This window comes from Actinoallomurus soli (genome assembly GCF_024055715.1).
GTDB lineage: Bacteria > Actinomycetota > Actinomycetes > Streptosporangiales > Streptosporangiaceae > Actinoallomurus > Actinoallomurus soli.
In genome coordinates, this window is the sequence record NZ_JAMXMV010000003.1 from 501,518 (window position 1) to 519,103 (window position 17,586).

The window sequence follows — 17,586 nt, forward strand, 5'->3', positions numbered from 1 at the left end:
TCCACGGTCGTCATTTCCGAGTCCATCGGAACGACGTGGTGAGGACCGATCAGCATGACAGAGGGTGAAGACCTCTGCCGGGTGACGATCGATGGCCCGCAACGTCGGCTGGACCTCGCTCTTCCCGTCGATGTGCCGTTCGCCGATCTGCTTCCCTTGATCCTCGATTATTCGGGCCGGGACCTCGCCGAGGCGGGCCTCGAACACGACGGCTGGGTGCTGCAGCGCCTGGACGAGGCGCCGATCCAGGAGGCGATGACACCCGCCCAGATCGGGCTCACTCACGGTGAGGTGCTGTTCCTGCGGCCGGCGATGCGGCAGTTCCCCGAACTGTCCGTCGATGAGACCGGCCGACGGGGGGAGGACGTCGAGGGGCCTTCGCCGGACTGGTCGTACGGCTACGTCCTGACCGTCGCCGCGTCGGTGCCCTCCGCCGCGGTCATCCTGCTGCTCCTCGGTGGCCCGCCGTGGGGCGCGCCGGCGGTCGTGGCGGCCGTGCTCTCCCTCGTGCTGATCTCCGTGGCCGCCGTCGCATGCCGGTTCGAGTGGACGGCCGGCGTCGGAGCGGTGTGCGGGCTGGGTGCCGTCCCCCCGGCATTCCTCGCCGGCTTCCTGGCCACCCTCCACACTCCGTCGATCGTCCGGGCGGGCCCTGAGCAGCTGTTGCTCGGCCTGTCCGCGACCGGCCTGATCGCGGTGCTCGCCGCGGCGGTGACCGCTCGCCTCATCACGGTGTTCGCCGCCGTCGTGGGAACCGCGGTCGTGGGCGCGGCGGCGGCCGGTCTCGCCCTCGCCGTTCCCCGATTCTCCGGGGCGGAGGTCGCGGCGCTCACTCTCGCCGTCGTGCTGCCCGGCCACCGGCTGTTCCAGGCCGTGATCGGGCGAGTCCACACGCCCATGCCCCAGATCCCGGCCGGCTTGGAGGACACACCGGGGAAGCCGGCCCGTGCGCGCGCCGAGCGGCTCACGGAGGAACTGGTCACCGGAGCGGCCGTCGCGGTGACCGCCGCCGTCTTCGCCGGCGACGGCGTCATGTCGTTCACGGCCCGCTGGCCCGCGAGGGTGACGTGCGCGGTCATCGCGGCGACGGCCCTCGCGCGGGTGCGCTCCGCCCACGATGACGTTCAGCGCCTCGCGTTCGCCCTCGCCGGAACGTCCGGCTTGATCTGGCTCGGCGTCGGTTTCTCCGATGGTCACGGGAATCTGCCCGCCTTCCTCTCCGTCGCCGTCCTCGTCGCCGGAGCGGGGGCGATCCTTCCCGCCTGCCTGTGGTCGCGCGACCGCCGACGCGCCGAACGCGGCCGGGTCCCGGTGGCCGTCGGCCTGCCGCCGGGACCGTCCCCGCTGTCCCGAACGGTCGGCATCGCCGAGGTCATGCTGACCGCGGCGGTCATCCCGCTGGCCCTGACGGTCGCGGGGGTCTTCACCGGTTGACCACCGCGGGCCGGCGCTTCCCCTACTTCTGCGCGGCTTCCTTCTCGATGACGGCCAGTTCGACGCAGTTACCGCCATTGCCGGCGCTGTGGCTGCTCTTGCGCCAGGTGCCGCTGTTCACGACCATCGCTCCTCCAACACCCTGCGGATGAAGTCCCTCGACGCGTCGACGGGCAGGGCCCTCGACCGTATCGCCTCGTATATGTCGGACAGTGCCTGAATGTCCTCGACATCGTCGATGGTAAGTCCACGAGCCGCCGTCTCCATGTACGCCAACTCGCTTCTGTCCGGAAGGGTAGCGATGGCGAACGCGCCAGCGGTGCCCGCTGGATGGACCGGACCGGGGACGATGTGGACGGAGATGCGGTCCGACGGCAGGTTGAGCAGGTGTTCGAGCTGGCCCCGCATGACCTCTCGATCCCCGACCTCGTGGTAGAGGACGTACTCGGTCATCACGACGACCAGCCGTGGCGGTGGCGGGGCCTCTCGGGTGAGGATGCGCTGCCGACCGATGCGAGCCGCCACCGCCTCCGCGTCTCCGTACAGGAGGGCCGAGGCGTACTCATCGGTCTGGAGCAGGCCGTAGACGACCTGGTTCTCGTACGACCGGAGGAGGGTCGCCTGTTCTTCGACGGGCGGCCAGTCGAACCAGACGGGGAAGGCCGCGTTCTTGACCAGCTCGTCCCAGAGAGAGGGCAGGGTGCCCCGCGTGTCGAGGAGCTCGTCGAGCCTGACGGAGATGCCTCTGTCGCAGCGGGTCTCCCCGCGCTCGATCTTCCCGATGTGAGACCCGGAAATCGGGACTTTTTCGGCTAGACGATCCTGAGAGAGGCCGGCCACGGTACGGAATCGCCGCACCTCGCCACCGAACACTTTCAGCATCGGAGCCCTTCCGACGGTCATCACCACTCCTCCTTCGCCTCGCCACCCGCGACAACCTGACCGCGCATGCTCATGAATGGCCCTGCACCGGGATCGACAGTTGTCACTGTAAGTATCCACATTCATGCACGATGTAGCCAGTCCCGGATTCACCACAGACGGTGAGGCCTACAGCGAAAGACGAGGCACGGCGATGACGGCTCTACAGACCGAGATGTGGACACCCCCGGACCGGTTCACCCTGGAAATGCATGCCTGTCCCGAAAACGTCTATTTGGTGCGTCACTTGATGGACCAAGCCGTCGATTCATGGGGACTTACGGAGCTGCGCGACCTCGGCCGACTAGTACTGACCGAGCTCACCACGAACGCGGTCCGCCGGTATCCGGGAACTCTCGTCAACGTCTGGGTCGCCCGCCCGGGGCGTCCGCTGATCGAGGTCGGGGTCTGGGACCACGACAGCATGACGATGCCGCGAATCATCAGTCCCGAGGCCGCCGACGAGACCGGCCGGGGGCTGTTCCTGATCCATCAACTCACGAACGGGCGACTCGGATGGCAGCCATCCCCTCACACGGGGAAGGTCGTCTGGGCTCGTTTTGGACCTTGAACTCCCCCGTCTGGATGGGCTTTCGTCGCTCACACCTTCGAATCAACGTCCAGGCGGGGCCCCAAATCCGAAAAATGGCGATTCAGGTTGTCCGGACCAGAGCAATCCGGTCATCGCGTGGCGGAGCAGGGGACCTCTCGCCGCCACGGTACTTGCCAGAGTCAGGGACGAGAACGGATTCTACCTCCGGGGAGCGATCGGCCCTCCCGGCGTCCCCCGAAAAAGGGAGGCATACGAATGACGGCAATTCAGCCACGTGAGCCATGGGCCATGCGACTGGTCACCGATCGACTGCCCGCCGGGCCGCCGTCGTACGCGTCGGTGCATTTGGACCCGACGACGCAGACCGCCCGCTACTTCGACTTCACCGGGCAGCCGATCGAGATGGGCAGGCACGGCACATCGCGGACAAAGGGCACGGCGTCGGTGTCCGGCGGCGGCGATGGCAGGGATCCCCAGCCCCAGCGGCAGGACGACAACACGACCGACTACGAGTCGGACTGAGGCGCCGGTGAGCGACCTCGTCCTGGTCCTGACGGCCCTGGAGGACGTCACCGCGGACATGGTGATCAGCGCCCTCAATGAGCATGGCGTCCCTGTGGCCCGGGTCGACCCAGGCGACATCGGGAACGGTCTGACATTCGGCGCCCTGCTCGATACCGGAACCCCGGTGTGGCGGGGACGGGTGCGGACTCCCAGCCGACAGGTGGAGTTGGAGGAGGTGGCGGCGGTGTATTACCGCCGCCCCACCCCCTATGTCTCCCGGTTCGCCGGCCTCCCTGCGCAGCAGCGGGACTTCGCGTCCGCCGAGGCACGGCACGGGCTGGGCGGGATCCTCAACAATCTGAACGCCCTCTACGTCAACCACCCGGCGATGGTGACCCGGGCGGATTTCAAGCCGGCCCAGCTGCAGCGCTTCACCGAACTCGGGTTGCGGATTCCGCCGACGCTGGTCACCAACGACGTCGCTCAGTCCCGCGCGTTCGCCGCCGAGCACGGCGCTGTCATCTACAAGACCTTCCGCGGGCTGCCGCCTGCAGAGGATGGGCGCGCGGGCGCCATCTGGACTCAGCGCGTCGACCCGGAGACCTTCGATGATTCGCTGACGGTCACCGCGCACCTTTTCCAGGCCGAGGTGCCCAAGACCGGTGACGTGCGCGTGACCGTGGTCGGCCACCGGGTGTTCTCCCAGCAGATCACCACGCCGGATGGCGCACTGGACTGGCGGCGCGGGAACTGGGCCGACCTGGACCACACGCCGGTGGCCGTTCCCGGCTCCGTCGTGAGCGCCTTGCAGGATTACCTGGCCTCGTTCGGTCTGGTGTTCGGCTGCTTCGACTTCGCCCTCACCGGGCCTGCGGACGACCCCGCCCACTGGGTCGCCATCGAATGCAATCCGAACGGCCAATGGGGTTGGCTGCCCGACTCGTCTGCGATCGCTGAGGCGTTCGCGCTCATCCTGAGCGGGAAGGAGGCGGTGTTCCATGACGACGCCGATCGACCAGGCTGAGGCGGGTCGCCTGCGTGCGGCCCTTGCCGAATCACTCGCCCGCGAAGGCGTGCTCCCCGATCCGGGATGGCGAGCCGCAGTGGAGAAGGTTCCTCGGCACACGTTCGTGCCCGGCTTCTACCTGCCCGCCGAGCAGCGGGACGCCGACGGCCTGACGGTGTGGGAGCCGGTCACCGCCGAGCTCGACCGGGACCGCTGGCTGCACGCCGCCTACTCAGACACCACGCTGGTCACACAGTTCGACGGAGACGAACCCGACTGGAAGGAGCCCGCCCCGCGCTACGGCGGTAGCCCGACCTCCTCCTCCACGCTTCCGTCTCTGGTCATGCGGATGTGGGCCGATGCGGATCTGCGGGATGGGCACCGGGTCCTGGAGATCGGCACCGGCACCGGCTATTCCACGGCGCTCGCCTGCGAACGGCTCGGCTCGGACGCCGTCACCTCCATCGACGTCGACGGCCGGCGCCTCGATCAGGCCGCCGCCGCCCTGTACGGCTGCGGTTACAGCCCGACCCTCGCCGTCGCCGACGGAGTGTACGGGTACTGGCCTGAAGCACCTGTCGACCGGATCGTTGCGGCCTGCTCGTTCCGTACCGTCCCGCCTGCCTTGATAGCTCAGACCCGGCCGGGCGGGAAGATCCTCATCACCCTCAGCGGCTGGCTGTACGGGTACGCCCGTGTCCTGCTCACCGTCATCGACCGGCACACCGCGCGGGGATCCCTACTGCCCGGGACCGTCTCGTTCATGGCGGCGCGTACGCATGCCGCTCCCGCGTTCGGGAACCCCGCCCACTGGGTCGCCGACCTGCCTGAGCGCCCCCGAGTCGCCCGGCACCACCCTGACCGGATCACCAGCCCTACCGAGCAGGCGTTCCACCTCCGCTTCCTCGCGCAGGCCGCCGTGCCGTACGCCCAGCTGACCGTCGTGGGAGACGTCCTGCACCTTGTCGACGTCGTCAGCGGTTCGGCGGCCACCCTCACTCCTGCCGGAGATGACTGGCAGGTGCGCGAGGTCGGCCGGGTCAAGCTGTGGGAACGAATCGAAAGGATCCTGGACGCCTATGACGTGGCGGGCGAGCCGACGCCGGAAACCTTCTCTCTCCAGGTCACCAGGGGAGAGCAGCGCCTGCGACATCCGCTGATGCCGGGCCTGACGTTGTCCCCCGGTGACCTCTTCGAGCAGTCGTTCCCGGGGGTCGGGTAGCCGATCCGCCGGGCTGCCACCGCCCCCGTGCTTTCGCAGGTGCCGACGGCCTGCGGTTCAGCCCTCTGGAGGTGCGGGCGTCGTCATGACGCGGCGCCAGACCTCGATGGTCGTCTCGGCGGCCCGCGCCAACTGATCGTCGGGAGATCGGGAGGCCTGGTAGAAGGTCCGCTCGGTCATCCAGCACAGGGCGCGCGCCAGGGCCGTGGCGTCCTGCGGCCCGTCCCCGTCGGGCACGCCCGCACGCGCGAGCACGCCGCGCATCGTCGCGGCGAACGACTCCACGGTCTCGTCCCACGCGGCGCCGATGTCAGCGTGCGCGGTGCCGTACTCGACGGCGGCGCGCATGACCGTGCCGTGGTCGCGCCACATCTTCTCCACGCTCTCGACCGCCCGCTCCATGGCGTCGATCGGCGATGACGCCAGATCGTCGGCGGTGATCGATGCCTCCTGGCGGATCTCGGCCATCGTGCGGCGGACCAGCGCCGCGAGCACCTCGTGCTTGGAACCGAAGTAGAAGTACATCGATCCGCGGGAGATGCCGGCCCCGCGGGCGATCGCATCGACCGTCATCCGCTCCAGGCCGGTCTGTCCGAGGAGGACCTCAGCCGCGTCGAGGAGCGCCTGCTCCCGCCGGTCCCCCTTGCTCGGAGCGCCAGCTCGCCTGCTCATCGTCCCCTCCCTGCCCCTCGATGAGACTACCGTAATCGACGGAGTGCAGATAAAAGTCTGCGCTGTGTACAGTGAGAGACATGAACAGGACATTTCTGATCACCGGGGTCAGCAGCGGTCTGGGCCGGGCCCTCGCCTCCGGCGCCCTCCAGGCCGGTCACACCGTCGTCGGGACGGTGCGCAGGCAGGCCGACGCGGAGGAGTTCGCGGCCCTGAGCCCCGACCGCGCCCACGCACGCCTCCTCGACGTCACCGACGAGACCGCGGTCCACTCCGTCGTGGAGGAGGTGGAGGCATCCGTCGGCCCCATCGACGTGCTGATCGCCAACGCCGGTTACGGCGTGGAGGGGACCTTCGAGGAGACGCCGCTGCGCGAGCTCCGCGCGCAGTTCGAGGTCAACGTGTTCGGCGCCGCCGCGACCGTACGGGCGGTCCTTCCGTACATGCGCGAGCGCCGAGGCGGGCACATCCTCGCCGTGACCTCGATGGGCGGCCTGGCCGGTTTCCCCGGCGTCTCGGCGTACTGCGGCAGCAAGTACGCGCTCGAAGGCATCCTCGATGCGGTCCGGAAGGAGGTCGGCGGGTTCGGCATCCGCGTCACCGCCGTCGAACCCGGATCCTTCCGCACCGACTGGGCCGGACGCTCGATGGTCCGCGTGCCGCGCAGCGTTCCCGACTACGACGAGATCTTCGAGCCGATCCGCGCGGCCCGGCAGGCGGCCAGCGGCAACCAGCTCGGCGACCCCGACAAGGCGGCGACGGCCGTCCTGCGCATCCTCGACGAGCCCGACCCGCCCGCCCACCTGGTGCTCGGCTCCGACGCGCTGGGTCTCGTACGCGCCGCACGAGCGGACCTGGACAAGGACCTGGACACATGGGAGGAGCTGTCCCGCTCGACCGACTTTTCCGACGGCCACCAGATCGCCTAGCGCCTCGGACGGCGGCCCCACCGCTTCCATTCCGTGACGCCGGTGAGTCTTTCCAGGACCCACATCAACTGAGCGTACGGACAGGAGAAAATCCGTAGTCAGGGACCCGACGACCTTTTCAACTTCATTTGGGCTGGTCAACGACGCACCCACCCCACATGCATCACATACTGACAGGTGGCGAATGCGGCGTGTAATGTGACGAATGGCAAAGAAGTGGGCGAACAGTGAGACATGAGCGTTATCTGCCCGATAGTGTGCCGCATGCGCCGCTGATGAGCAGTCTCGCGGCGCTCTCAGACCTACTTCCCTTCGCTGGAGGTACTGCATGCGCCTGAAAAGGGCGACTCTCACTTTCGCCGGCGCGGCGGCCGCTCTCGCCGTCACCACCCTGGCCGCGTCCCCCGCGTGGGCCTGCAACGACCGTGACCCCGGGCTGAAGCTCTCGGTCAAGTGCAGCGGGAACGGCCAGCCGACCTGGACGGTCAGCAACCCGAACCCCTGGTTCGTGCCGTTCACCTGGAGCGAGGGCAAGCACGCTCCCATGAGCCCCAGGATCCTCGCACCCGGCCGCAGCGAGGTCACGCTGAAGGGTCACCCCTCAGTGGTGATCGTGGTGGCCTACAACCCCGAAACCCGGGCGGTCTGGAAGGGCCACGGTGCGTTCGGTGTGAAGCACTGCGCGGCGGCCCCGACCCCGCCGAAGAAGTCCCACAAGCCGTCGAAGCCGGGCGCCCCCAAGCCCAGCCCGACGCCGAGCAAGACCAGCGCCAAGCCGCAGAAGGCGACGCCGGCCCCGGCCGCGCCCACCGGCGAGGCCCGTCCGGCGACGCCGGTCAAGGCGCAGCCGAAGTTCACCGGCTGACGTACGACGGCTGACCGTCGGCCACGGGAGGGCGCGATCCCGAGGACGACGGACGCTCGCAGACGGTCCGGGAAGGCATGTCCCAGGACCGGCCGGCGAACGAACGCTCACAGGCGGCCCGGGAAGGCGCGTTCCCGGGCCGTCCGCGCGTCCTCCAACCCGCGATTCGCTAAGGAGCGAGACCGATGTCCATCAGCACGGCCGTGTCCCGGCCCCGCTGGGCGGCCGCGACGATCGGCGTCGCCCTCGTTGTCACGCTGACCGGCTGCGGCGGCGGCTCCGCCCACTCGAGCAAGAAGACCCCGGCGGCGGGAACGAACTCGACGGCGGCCGCCACGAACGCGGTGAACTTCGGCGACGGCCCGAGCACGATCGCCACCGCGCGTACGAAGACGGTGCAGATCTACCAGAACCCCGGGGACGCCGAGCCGAGCATGCGGCTGAAAAACCCCAACCCGGACGGCGTCACACGGGTCTTCCTCGTGATCGGCACCCAGCCCGGCTGGCTGCACGTCCTGCTGCCGGCGCCGCCGAACGGCAGCCAGGGCTGGATCGCCGCGAAGGACGTCACCACGGCCAAGACCAGCTACTGGGTGCAGGTCCTGCAGTCCAAGCACCGAGTGAAGGTCTACCAGGGCAAGAAGGTGCTGATCGACACCCCGGCCGCGATCGGCAAGGCCGACACCCCGACACCCGGCGGCCGGTACTACCTCACCGAACTGCTGCAGGCGCCGAACCCCAAGGGCGCGTACGGCCCGTACGCCTACGGCCTGAACGGCTACTCCACGACGCTCACCCAGTTCAACGGCCAGGACCCCATCATCGGCATCCACGGCACGAACGAGCCAAAGTCGCTCGGCACCTCCGTCAGCCACGGCTGCGTACGGGTCGGCAACGATGTGATCACCAAGATGGCGAAGATGCTGCCGCTCGGCACCCCGGTGCAGATCGCGTCCTAGGAACGTTCACAAGGACGACCACCACCACCGCGCGGTCCAGCGGGTCCTCGGCGACCCCTTGTCCGCACTCGGGCTAGCCGACGTTCTCCATCCAGAACGGGCGGCCACCGTGGGAAGCGTCTTGGACGATGAGGCTCTTTCGGCCGCCGCCGGTACTGGAGCCGCCTACTGCGAGGTAACCGGACAGGTGAGAGTAGGTGGGATTGAAACCCCACCTGATCTCGTCGCGGGGGTGCAAGTAGTCCTGGTAGAGGTAGTAGAGATGGTCTTGCTGGTTGCTGGTCCAGAAGACGCGGATGGCCTTGTTGTTCACCTCACTGTCGTTGCTGGCCCAGGGAATCCATAGGGAGCCGTTCCAGGTGCTGTTGGGCTGGACCGTGACCCTGGCGCCGCTCTCAAAGTTGGAGAGCTGCACCTGAACCGGGAGTGTATTCACCACTTGCCTGATGTCGGTGACATTTGCTCTGACCTTGGGTCCGGATTCGGCGTAGGTCGGGAATATTGGCGCGGCGGCGTCGGCGCGCGGGGAGGCGATGAGCGATCCACCAGTGATGAGCACGGTGGCACAGGCGGTGACGGTACGGCGAACAGCTTTCATCTGCATGCCTTCCTGAGGTGGCGAACTTGCACGGATAGCAGGCGAGTAGAGACGACGTGCGGGTTTGACTCGTGGTCGTCGGCCGGCACTAGCCGATGTTCTCCATGAATGGCGAGCCATCGCTCCGGACGATGCCGACCCAGGGGATCCACGGTGACAAGCGCCCTGATGGTGGCTGCGGATCCGACGCCTTCAGGCGAGGTGACGGCGTTTCCGGTGGCCGGGACGACTGCTGTGATCGCAATGGCCACAGCGGATCCGACTGCGGCGGCGAGGTGGCGCATGGGGTTCCTCCTGCAGTGATCGGAGCGCCCAAGATCACGGCGGGTGTTACCCAGGGCATCCTCGCATTATTCACGCTCTGAAATATGCCTGCTACAGTGCGTGTCCTCCCGCCGGTGGTGCATCCTGGCATTCTGTCGAGTCGTCCTCCTGCGCGCGGTCCAGCGAGTGAGCCGGTCCCGGTCGATCAAGTGGACGCCGTCGCACTCGGCCGCCGGCACCCGGCCGGCCACATTGCCCTCCGCTTCGTGTTAGGTCCGCTGCTCTCCGGGTACCCCTGCGCACCAACCCCGACGAAGAACGGTTCAACGCGGAAGAAAAGGTGCAGGCATGGCGAGCGGCGTCCGTCCTCCCACGAAGAGCCCGTCTGATACGTCTACGGAGCACGACGAGTCGACCGGCGAGCTCGTCGGCAAGGCGACGCGGCAGCTCAGCGAGCTGGTCCACCAGGAGCTGGCGCTGGCGAAGGCCGAGCTGACCGAGAAGGGCAAGGAGGCGGGACGCGGCGCCGGGCTGTTCGGCGGCGCCGGCACCGTGGCCTTCTACGGCGGCGCCACGCTCGTCGGCGCGGCGGTCGCGGCCCTCGCGGTCGCGCTGCCGGTCTGGGCGGCCGCACTGATCGTCGGCGTGGTGCTGCTGGCGATCGCCGGGCTCCTGGCCGCCGCGGGGCGGTCACGGATGCGCCGGGCGACGCCACCCGTACCCGAGCAGACCGCCGAATCCGTGAAGACCGATGTGCACGAGATCAAGGACCACCTCAAGGAAAGGCACGCGTGATGAGTGACTCCCCGACGGCGGGCGGCGCCGAAGAGAACGCGAAGAAGAAGAAGACACAGGCCGGTGACCAGGAGGAGCTGAAGGCCGACATCGAGCGGACCCGGGAGGAGCTGGGCGAGACGGTCGAGGCGCTGGCGGAGAAGGCCAACGTGCCCGCGCGGGTTCGCGGCAAGGCGACCCAGCTGCGCGAGCAGGCCACCGACACGTTCGGGACGCTGACGCAGACGGTGCGCGAGAAGGCTCCGCAGCTGCGCGAACAGGCGACCGGCACGATCGGGACGCTGACGCAGACGGTGCGCGAGAAGGCTCCGCAGCTGCGCGAACAGGCGACCGGGACCATCGGGACGCTGACGCAGACGGTGCGCGAGAAGGCCCCGCAGGTGCGGGAGCAGGTGGCGGGGCCGGTGGCCAAGGTGGGTCAGGCCGTGCCCGAGCCCGCGCGGCGAACGGTGGCGCGCACCGGGCGGCAGGCGACGCGGGCCGCGGGTGAGCGGCCCGAGGCCCTCTACGCCGCGGCCGCGGTGTGCGTGGCGGCCGGCGTGTGGCTGTGGCGCCGGGGGCGCAAGCGCCGCTGACGACACGACTCCGCCCGGCGATCGGATGTCATGAGACCCGGTCGCCGGGCGGTCCAGTCTCAGCGGAACCGCCGAGGGTCTCCGTGGCGCCGGTGACGAAGACCCTCGGCGGAGATGGCGGTGGTGCCGCCTATCCGTGCTTGGCGGCCTCGTACTTGTCGATGGCCAGCCCGAGCTGCGCGTACTTCTCGCTGTAGGCGACCGGGTGGGCGCCCGGAGCGGTCGGCGGGCGGTTCGGGTCGATGTACTGGTTCCCCAGGTTCGAGAACACCACGATGATGTAGTTGCGTCCCTGCTTACCCGGAAGCGACCGTACGATGCCGGCGTCGCTGCCCGAGTTGGAGACCAGGCCGGTCTTGTGGGCGAACGTCACCTCGGCCTGGGCGTTGCACGGCCGTACGTCGTGCTGGTAGGCGTCTCCGTCGACCGTCACGGTGCCGTCCGCGGCGATCCATCGGGACGGGACGAGCTGCGGGATGCCGGGCGCCGGGTAGTCCGCGCCGCACCAGTTCACCGTCGACAGGACGTCGTTCATGCCCTGCTCGGAGAGCTCCTTCTTGAAGAGCTCCCGCGAGGACCTGCTCAGCACGTCCCGGGTGACGGCCTTGCCGTTGGGCGCGGTCCACACCGTGCCGGGCGCGCCGTTGATGAGCGCGAGCAGCTTGGCGGTGTCCAGGGAGCTCATCGTGACCGGGTTGCTCCAGTGCCCGCCGTTGGCCGGGTTGGTCTCCTTGACCTGGAGCGTCTCCAGGCCCAGGTCCTGGAACGTCTGGTTCAGGTCGCCCACCGCGTCGTGGTCCCACAGCATCTTCATCAGCGCGCACGAGGCCGCGTTCGACGACCAGGTGATCGACGCGTCGATGTAGTTGCGGATCGTGTCGCTGCTCGCGCCGCCGCACAGCGAGCTGATGCTGGTCGGGTTGTAGTCGTAGGTGTCGTCCAGGTTGACGACGCCCTTGTCGACGAGCCGGAGCACGCCGAAGTTGATCATCAGCTTCAGGACCGAGGCCGGGTAGGGCAGCATGAAGTCGGTCGAGGCGTTCTCCCGGCCCGGGACCACGTCGATCGTGCCCTGACCGTGGTTGGTGTACCAGCCCGAGTCGTCCCACTGCCGCCAGCGCACGTCGCTGGTGTGGAAGTTCTTGTCGACCGGGATGACCTTGCCGTGCGGGTACTGCGGGCTCATCAGCACCGTGCCCGACGACACCGGCCGGTTGTGCCGGTCCAGCTCGATGACGGTCGCGTCGAACTGCGGCTGCTGGGAGATCGGCTGCGCGTCCGTGGCGGCGGCGAGCAGCCGTGCCTGCTGCTGCGGGGTCTGCGCGTCCTTGTCGACGGAGTTCGCCCGCAGCGCGCGGGCCGCGGCGGCCGTCGTGACCGGATCGGTGTCGAGGACGTCCTGGAAGCGCAGGCCGTCCATCGTCTGCTGGAGCTTGTTCGCGATCTCGCTTACGGAGTCGTCCTTGTGCCTGACCGCCGCCTGGGCCGGCGCGAAGGTCGCCCCGAGCAACGCGCCGGCGGCGGCGAGGCATACGACGCTCCGCCCCCACATCCGAGATTTCAACATGATCACGAACGTAGCTTCAAGATCGTTTCGGTGCGGCCCGAATCGCGGATTTCGACAATCTTGTTACGCCGGTCCCGGCGCGGCCTGCGACCGCGCCGGGACCGGGATCAGGAGAACCAGCGGTGGGGATGCCGGGTCAGGCTGTAGCCGGCGACGCCCGCGACGGCGGCCAGCACCCCGCCGCCGATCGTCCACCACCAGCGGGTCGACGGCCAGGAGAACCAGCTCCTGGCGCGCTGCAGCGGCTTCGGAGCGGAGCTGACCGCCGAGGGCTCCACCGACGGCGCGGCGTCCGGGGCCAGCGTGGCGCCCGGGTTGACCGCGGGAGACAGCGGGGCCTTCAGGTGGGCGCCCTGCGGCTCAGCGTTCCCGTGCTTCGCGCTGATCCGCAGCCGGACGTCGATCGGCAGGCCGAGGCCCTGTTCCGGCAGGTCGGTCGCCGACAGCCGTACGTAGTAGGTGCCCGGCAGCGGATCGCTGGACCAGGGCTCGGCCCAGGAACGGATCTGCCGCAGCGTGCACTGCAGCGCGACGTTGGCCGCGCCGGACTGCGCGGTCACGGTCTGCGGGCCCGCCGTGCACGCCTGACGCCGGCGCAGCCCGTCGAAGACGTCGACGTTCCAGGTCGCGGTGCCGAGCCGGGCCGAGTCGGTGGGCAGCGCGACCGTCACCGCGATCCGGTCGGTCTGCCCCGCCGCCGCGGCGAACGACCAGTACAGGTAGTCGCCGGTCGACGCGGACAGCCGTACGGACTGGCCGGGCTTCACGGTCGTGGCGGTGAGGAACGACGTCCCGGCGGTGCCGATCGTCGTCCGGGGCTTGGGCGAGGACTTTCCGCCGGCGAAGGCCGGTCCGGCGGTGGTCAGCGCGAGGGCGGCGATCGCGATCGGGAGGGACAGGAGCCTGGTGACGCGCACGGTCAGTTCTCCTTCCAGATGGCGATCCGCCAGCGGGCGAGCCAGCCGACGATGAGACCGGCGACCAGGCCGGCGACGGTGAGCACGACGAGCAGCAGCCAGCCGCGGCCGAGGTCCGGGCCGCTCGGCGCCGGCGAGGACGGCACGACGTCGACGGTCAGCTCCAGCGGCATGCCGGGGGTGGTCCGTACGCCGGGCGGCGCGGCGAAGGAGTTGCTCACGATCAGGCAGACGGTGCCCGAGGCGGACCCGGTCGTGCCCGCCGATGCGGACGCGCTCGGCTCCGGCGAGCCGTCCGGGCCCTGGGCGGACCAGCGCAGCCCGGTGGACAGGACGTCGGTGCGCCCGCTGCCCGCGTCCGTGCCACGGACGAGTTCCTGGCCGTCCTGGGACGTCGCCCGCAGCAGCACCCCGTAGTCAGGGTTCAGCGTACGGTCGAGCGCGACGCTCACGGAGGCGCGCAGCTCCTGCCCTGAGGTGACGGGAACGCGGTAGTAGCGGTGCTCGCCGAACCGCTCGCGGTCGGTGTACACACCCGGCGACAGCACCGGCGCGTTGGTGCACTGCGCGCCGCCCGCGACCTGCTGCGGGGTCCGCTGGTACGTGCTGCCGGCCCGGTGCACGAGCTGGTTCAGCCGGCTCGTGAGCTGCTGCTGGTGCTGGACGGCGGTGTACGTGCCGCCGGTGGCGTCGGCGATGCAGGTGAGCTGCCGCCGCACCTTGTCGTCCAGGGTGAGGCCCAGGGTGTCGATGACGAGGTGGGTGCCCTGCGCGGCGAGCTCACGGGCGACGTCGCACGGGTCGGGCGGCGCGCAGGTGTCCTCGCCGTCGGTGATGAGGACGATCCGCCGGGTCGTCTCGCCGGTGCCCAGGTCCTTGGCCGCGGCGCGCAGGGCCAGGCCGATCGGGGTCCAGCCGGTGGGACGCAGGGTGGCGATCGCGGCCTTCGCCTCGACCTTGTTCACCTGGGCGACCGGGCTGATCTGCTCGGTGTCCCGGCAGCCGACGGTCTTGGGGCTGCCGGGGAAGCGGTAGCGCGAGCCGAGGACCCGGATGCCGAGCTGGGTCTCGCCCGGCAGGGCGTCGACCACGTCGTCGAAGGACTGCTGGGCCACGGATATGCGGCTTCGCCCATCGATGTCCCGGGCTCGCATCGAGCCGCTGACGTCCAGGACGAGCTCGACCTTGGGCGGCTCCGTGGCTTTGGCCTTGGCGGCGCGGGCCGGGGGCGCGCCGAACATCGCCAGAGCGGCCAGCATGCACAGCAGGCCGGCCGCGGACCGTCGTCTGATGATCACCCGAGGATCCTAATGATCACCAAACGGCGCGCTAAATCGGCGCGATCCGGACGGGAGGCCGACCGGTCGGAGGCCGAGTGGTCAGGAGCGCGACTCCGTGCCCTGCATGCCGTACCGCTCCTGGTCCGACGGGCGGGGCCCCTCGGGGCCGTCCCGGCCGACGCGGATCATCCGCGAGACGCGCACGATGCGGAACTTACGCCCCAGCACCACGAACTCCGGCCCTCTCATCGCCTCGATCTGCTCGGCGGCCGCGTTCCACTCGGCGATCTCCTCCGGCTCGGCCGGCTCGCCCTGGAACTCCAGCAGCCGCGGCAGCAGCTCGCTGAAGTACTTCGCCAGGTGCGTACGGGCCTGGTCGGGGCCGTCCGCGCCGGTGAGCGGGTCCCAGGAGTCTCCCTTGATCTCCACCACGGTGAAGGTCGGCGGGAGCAGGACCACGCCGGGATGCGTACGGATCGCGTGCCGGGCCTCGAGCTCCACCGTCTCAGGAACGGTCCCGGGGATGGGCAGGTGGCCGACGAGGTTCAGCCGCAGCTGCGCCTCCCACTGCCCCACCGGCGTCCGCGGCTCGATGAGGTGGTCCTCCAGCAGCCGGACGTCGTCCGGAGGATCGGTGTCGGTGGGACGCGGCGGCTCCATCAGCCGCTGTCCGATCAGCGTGAACTTCTCGACCCTGATCACCCGGTAGCGGCGGTCGCCGATCTCCCACTCGTCCTTGGGGAGCTGCCGGCCGTCCTCGGGGTCGAGCCGGTCGGCCGCCGCGCGCATCGCGCGGGCCGTCTCCGCGTCCTCCTCGTCCCGCGCTCCCCTGCGCAGGCTCGCGGCCAGGGAGTAGCGGGCGGTCTCCGGGTCGGACGCGCCGAGACAGCCGATGCGCCATTCGGTGCCCTTCTGCACGGCGTACCCGAAGTCGGGCGCTCCCGCCGGGAGGAGCTTGGTGAAGGTCCGGATGCGATCCCCGAGGTCCCGGTCCCGCATCGCGGCGACCGGCTCGAGGTCGGCGACCACGTTGATGTAGTCGTATCCCGGCATTAAAGGAAAGGACATGACCCCATCCTTACCCGGGACGTCCCGGGCGCGCATCGCTTTCGTGTGGATCCACGAGAAAAGGCGGCCGGCCGCGAAGATCTCCCTGGTCAGCATGCCGAGAGCGACGCCGGAATTCCGATATTCAACGAATTCACGAGTTATGCCGTTAATGATCGCAAAAAACGACGTCGGCGCGGTCCCAGGTCCTCTCGCGGGCGAGCAGTTCGGCCTCCTGCGCCGCCCAGCGGTCCCAGTGCGGCGCGTAGGTGTCGCCGTCGCGGTCGAGCGCCCGCCGACGGCGCGTCCGCTCGTCCGCCTCCAGCCAGACCAGCGCGCTCGCGTAGCCGGCGGCGCGGCGCGCTCCCGCTCCGACGCCTTCGACGATGAGCAGTGCGGGCGGCGGGAGCTCGGCAGGGGCCCGCCAGCGCCCGCTCGTCCAGTCGTAGCGCGGGACGTACGCGGTGCGCCCGGCCGCCAGCGGGACGAGGACCTCCGAGACCAGCAGGTCGACCCCGCGCTGGAGGCCGTCCCAGCCGCCGTAGAGGTCCTCCAGGCTCACCACCGGCGCGTCCCACTCCCGGTGCAGCAGGGCGGCGAGCGTCGACTTGCCGGCGCCGGACCGCCCGTCGATCGCGAGGACGCGGGTACGACCGGCGCGCGCCGGGGCGGCGCGCAGCCGCGCACCGAGGTCCCGCACCCGCCGATCGGAGATCTCGCTCACCGGCCCTCCGTGCAGATCCGGAACGGTCATGAGCAGCGATGCTAACCGGGGCCCCGCCGCCCGTTTATTCGCTCGTGCCGGGAGCAGGGCATCGGCCAGACTCGCGTTCCGTGTCCTTCCTTCACGTGTTCGACATGGACGGAACCCTCCTCGGGGGGACGACCGCCAGCCTGCAGATCGCCCGACGCCTCGGATCCGTGGCGGAGCTGGTCGAGCTGGAGGCGCGGTTCGCGGCCGGCGAGCTCGACACCCGGGGGTTCTCCACCGCGATCCACGGGCTCTGGCGGGAGCTGACGCCGGCGGTCGTCGCGGACGCCTTCGCCGCGAGCCCCTGGCTGGCCCGCATCGAGGACGTCTGCGCGGACATCCGGGAGCGCGGGGAGCGGTCGGTGGTGATCACGATGTCGCCCGACTTCTTCGCCCGCCACCTCCTCGACCTGGGCTTCGACGAGGTGATCGCCTCGCGGTTCCCCGCCCTGCCGCTCCGCGAACCGCTCGATCCGGCGAACGTCCTCACCCCGGAGGACAAGGTCCGGATCGTGGACGAGCTGTGCGAGCGGTACGGCCTGTCGCACGCGCGGTGCGTCGCGTACGGCGACTCGATGTCCGACGCCCCGCTGTTCCGGCGGCTGACCAGGACCGTCGCGGTCAACGCCGACCATCATCTGGCCGAGCTCGCCGCCCTCGACTACCGCGGCGACGACCTGCACGAGGCGTACGCCCTCGGCCGTACGCTCCTCGGCGGGAACTGACG

The 17,586-nt window shown here is 69.8% G+C and carries 20 protein-coding genes; 11 read left to right on the plus strand and 9 right to left on the minus strand.

Going from position 1 to position 17,586, the window contains the following annotated elements:
• Nucleotides 1-54: 54 nt before the first annotated feature.
• The gene (locus NDW01_RS11435) at nucleotides 55-1,434 is read left to right on the plus strand and encodes an EsaB/YukD family protein (protein ID WP_252819645.1); all 1,380 of its coding nucleotides are present in this window, start codon (nucleotides 55-57) and stop codon (nucleotides 1,432-1,434) included.
• A gap of 22 nt (nucleotides 1,435-1,456) precedes the next feature.
• Here NDW01_RS11435 and NDW01_RS11440 read toward each other — a convergent pair whose 3' ends face one another.
• Both NDW01_RS11440 and NDW01_RS11445 read right to left on the minus strand, forming a co-directional pair.
• Complete coding sequence (locus tag NDW01_RS11440) at nucleotides 1,457-1,555, minus strand: DUF397 domain-containing protein (protein WP_252819647.1); 99 nt, start codon at nucleotides 1,553-1,555, stop codon at nucleotides 1,457-1,459.
• A complete protein-coding gene (locus tag NDW01_RS11445; RefSeq protein WP_252819650.1) occupies nucleotides 1,552-2,337 on the minus strand; it encodes a helix-turn-helix domain-containing protein in 786 nt (261 codons plus the stop codon). The genes NDW01_RS11440 and NDW01_RS11445 overlap by 4 nt, the downstream gene beginning before the upstream one ends.
• Before the next feature lie 103 nt (nucleotides 2,338-2,440).
• On the opposite strand from NDW01_RS11445, the gene NDW01_RS11450 reads away from it, so the two are divergent.
• The 4 genes from NDW01_RS11450 to tgmC all read left to right on the plus strand — a co-directional run bounded on the left by NDW01_RS11450 (nucleotide 2,441) and on the right by tgmC (nucleotide 5,640).
• On the plus strand, nucleotides 2,441-2,926 hold the full coding sequence (locus tag NDW01_RS11450; RefSeq protein WP_252819652.1) for an ATP-binding protein: 486 nt from the start codon (nucleotides 2,441-2,443) through the stop codon (nucleotides 2,924-2,926).
• Between the two features lie 270 nt (nucleotides 2,927-3,196).
• Nucleotides 3,197-3,430, plus strand: a complete 234-nt coding sequence (locus NDW01_RS11455; protein WP_252819655.1) for a putative ATP-grasp-modified RiPP — start codon at nucleotides 3,197-3,199, stop codon at nucleotides 3,428-3,430.
• A 7-nt stretch (nucleotides 3,431-3,437) separates the two neighbouring features.
• Nucleotides 3,438-4,436, plus strand: coding sequence for an ATP-grasp ribosomal peptide maturase (gene tgmB, locus NDW01_RS11460; RefSeq protein ID WP_308211677.1), 999 nt, complete (start codon nucleotides 3,438-3,440; stop codon nucleotides 4,434-4,436).
• Nucleotides 4,411-5,640, plus strand: a complete 1,230-nt coding sequence (gene tgmC, locus NDW01_RS11465; RefSeq protein WP_252819659.1) for an ATP-grasp peptide maturase system methyltransferase — start codon at nucleotides 4,411-4,413, stop codon at nucleotides 5,638-5,640. The genes tgmB and tgmC overlap by 26 nt, the downstream gene beginning before the upstream one ends.
• 57 nt (nucleotides 5,641-5,697) lie before the next feature.
• On the opposite strand, the gene NDW01_RS11470 is transcribed toward tgmC, so the two are convergent.
• On the minus strand, nucleotides 5,698-6,312 hold the full coding sequence (locus NDW01_RS11470) for a TetR/AcrR family transcriptional regulator (RefSeq protein ID WP_252819660.1): 615 nt from the start codon (nucleotides 6,310-6,312) through the stop codon (nucleotides 5,698-5,700).
• Nucleotides 6,313-6,392: 80 nt separating this feature from the next.
• Here NDW01_RS11470 and NDW01_RS11475 point away from each other — a divergent pair, with 80 nt between their 5' ends.
• From NDW01_RS11475 to NDW01_RS11485, 3 genes are all read left to right on the plus strand, one after another.
• Nucleotides 6,393-7,241, plus strand: a complete 849-nt coding sequence (locus NDW01_RS11475; protein WP_252819663.1) for an oxidoreductase — start codon at nucleotides 6,393-6,395, stop codon at nucleotides 7,239-7,241.
• Between the two features lie 328 nt (nucleotides 7,242-7,569).
• A complete protein-coding gene (locus NDW01_RS11480) occupies nucleotides 7,570-8,106 on the plus strand; it encodes a hypothetical protein (protein ID WP_252819665.1) in 537 nt (178 codons plus the stop codon).
• Between the two features lie 185 nt (nucleotides 8,107-8,291).
• Nucleotides 8,292-9,065: a L,D-transpeptidase gene (locus NDW01_RS11485; protein ID WP_252819668.1), complete on the plus strand. Its 774-nt coding sequence runs from the start codon at nucleotides 8,292-8,294 to the stop codon at nucleotides 9,063-9,065.
• A gap of 73 nt (nucleotides 9,066-9,138) precedes the next feature.
• On the opposite strand, the gene NDW01_RS11490 is transcribed toward NDW01_RS11485, so the two are convergent.
• A complete protein-coding gene (locus tag NDW01_RS11490; RefSeq protein ID WP_252819671.1) occupies nucleotides 9,139-9,669 on the minus strand; it encodes a hypothetical protein in 531 nt (176 codons plus the stop codon).
• Between the two features lie 606 nt (nucleotides 9,670-10,275).
• On the opposite strand from NDW01_RS11490, the gene NDW01_RS11495 reads away from it, so the two are divergent.
• Nucleotides 10,276-10,722, plus strand: a complete 447-nt coding sequence (locus tag NDW01_RS11495) for a phage holin family protein (RefSeq protein ID WP_252819673.1) — start codon at nucleotides 10,276-10,278, stop codon at nucleotides 10,720-10,722.
• Nucleotides 10,722-11,297: a DUF3618 domain-containing protein gene (locus NDW01_RS11500; RefSeq protein ID WP_252819675.1), complete on the plus strand. Its 576-nt coding sequence runs from the start codon at nucleotides 10,722-10,724 to the stop codon at nucleotides 11,295-11,297. Before NDW01_RS11495 ends, NDW01_RS11500 begins: the two co-directional genes overlap by 1 nt.
• Before the next feature lie 130 nt (nucleotides 11,298-11,427).
• Here NDW01_RS11500 and NDW01_RS11505 read toward each other — a convergent pair whose 3' ends face one another.
• The 5 genes from NDW01_RS11505 to NDW01_RS11525 all read right to left on the minus strand — a co-directional run bounded on the left by NDW01_RS11505 (nucleotide 11,428) and on the right by NDW01_RS11525 (nucleotide 16,862).
• A complete protein-coding gene (locus NDW01_RS11505) occupies nucleotides 11,428-12,864 on the minus strand; it encodes a serine hydrolase (RefSeq protein ID WP_252819678.1) in 1,437 nt (478 codons plus the stop codon).
• Between the two features lie 107 nt (nucleotides 12,865-12,971).
• Nucleotides 12,972-13,781: a hypothetical protein gene (locus NDW01_RS11510; protein WP_252819681.1), complete on the minus strand. Its 810-nt coding sequence runs from the start codon at nucleotides 13,779-13,781 to the stop codon at nucleotides 12,972-12,974.
• Between the two features lie 2 nt (nucleotides 13,782-13,783).
• Nucleotides 13,784-15,079, minus strand: a complete 1,296-nt coding sequence (locus tag NDW01_RS11515; RefSeq protein ID WP_252819683.1) for a VWA domain-containing protein — start codon at nucleotides 15,077-15,079, stop codon at nucleotides 13,784-13,786.
• A gap of 81 nt (nucleotides 15,080-15,160) precedes the next feature.
• The gene (locus NDW01_RS11520) at nucleotides 15,161-16,129 is read right to left on the minus strand and encodes a DUF5954 family protein (RefSeq protein ID WP_252819684.1); all 969 of its coding nucleotides are present in this window, start codon (nucleotides 16,127-16,129) and stop codon (nucleotides 15,161-15,163) included.
• Nucleotides 16,130-16,277: 148 nt separating this feature from the next.
• Nucleotides 16,278-16,862: a nucleoside/nucleotide kinase family protein gene (locus tag NDW01_RS11525; protein WP_252819686.1), complete on the minus strand. Its 585-nt coding sequence runs from the start codon at nucleotides 16,860-16,862 to the stop codon at nucleotides 16,278-16,280.
• Between the two features lie 80 nt (nucleotides 16,863-16,942).
• On the opposite strand from NDW01_RS11525, the gene NDW01_RS11530 reads away from it, so the two are divergent.
• Nucleotides 16,943-17,584 (plus strand): HAD family hydrolase, encoded by a 642-nt coding sequence (locus NDW01_RS11530; protein ID WP_252819688.1) that lies wholly within the window; start codon nucleotides 16,943-16,945, stop codon nucleotides 17,582-17,584.
• The last annotated feature ends 2 nt before the right edge of the window (nucleotides 17,585-17,586 follow it).

What these genes read in the sequence shown, in the direction of transcription:
- NDW01_RS11475 (WP_252819663.1), top strand. Translation starts at nt 6,393, where the DNA reads ATGAACAGGACATTTCTGATCACCGGGGTCAGCAGCGGTCTGGGCCGG.
- NDW01_RS11525 (WP_252819686.1), bottom strand. Translation starts at nt 16,862, where the DNA reads ATGACCGTTCCGGATCTGCACGGAGGGCCGGTGAGCGAGATCTCCGAT.
- tgmC (WP_252819659.1), top strand. Translation starts at nt 4,411, where the DNA reads ATGACGACGCCGATCGACCAGGCTGAGGCGGGTCGCCTGCGTGCGGCC.
- NDW01_RS11480 (WP_252819665.1), top strand. Translation starts at nt 7,570, where the DNA reads ATGCGCCTGAAAAGGGCGACTCTCACTTTCGCCGGCGCGGCGGCCGCT.
- NDW01_RS11495 (WP_252819673.1), top strand. Translation starts at nt 10,276, where the DNA reads ATGGCGAGCGGCGTCCGTCCTCCCACGAAGAGCCCGTCTGATACGTCT.
- NDW01_RS11505 (WP_252819678.1), bottom strand. Translation starts at nt 12,864, where the DNA reads ATGTTGAAATCTCGGATGTGGGGGCGGAGCGTCGTATGCCTCGCCGCC.
- NDW01_RS11470 (WP_252819660.1), bottom strand. Translation starts at nt 6,312, where the DNA reads ATGAGCAGGCGAGCTGGCGCTCCGAGCAAGGGGGACCGGCGGGAGCAG.
- NDW01_RS11490 (WP_252819671.1), bottom strand. Translation starts at nt 9,669, where the DNA reads ATGCAGATGAAAGCTGTTCGCCGTACCGTCACCGCCTGTGCCACCGTG.
- NDW01_RS11455 (WP_252819655.1), top strand. Translation starts at nt 3,197, where the DNA reads ATGCGACTGGTCACCGATCGACTGCCCGCCGGGCCGCCGTCGTACGCG.
- NDW01_RS11520 (WP_252819684.1), bottom strand. Translation starts at nt 16,129, where the DNA reads ATGTCCTTTCCTTTAATGCCGGGATACGACTACATCAACGTGGTCGCC.
- NDW01_RS11500 (WP_252819675.1), top strand. Translation starts at nt 10,722, where the DNA reads ATGAGTGACTCCCCGACGGCGGGCGGCGCCGAAGAGAACGCGAAGAAG.
- NDW01_RS11485 (WP_252819668.1), top strand. Translation starts at nt 8,292, where the DNA reads ATGTCCATCAGCACGGCCGTGTCCCGGCCCCGCTGGGCGGCCGCGACG.
- NDW01_RS11435 (WP_252819645.1), top strand. Translation starts at nt 55, where the DNA reads ATGACAGAGGGTGAAGACCTCTGCCGGGTGACGATCGATGGCCCGCAA.
- NDW01_RS11445 (WP_252819650.1), bottom strand. Translation starts at nt 2,337, where the DNA reads ATGACCGTCGGAAGGGCTCCGATGCTGAAAGTGTTCGGTGGCGAGGTG.
- NDW01_RS11450 (WP_252819652.1), top strand. Translation starts at nt 2,441, where the DNA reads ATGCACGATGTAGCCAGTCCCGGATTCACCACAGACGGTGAGGCCTAC.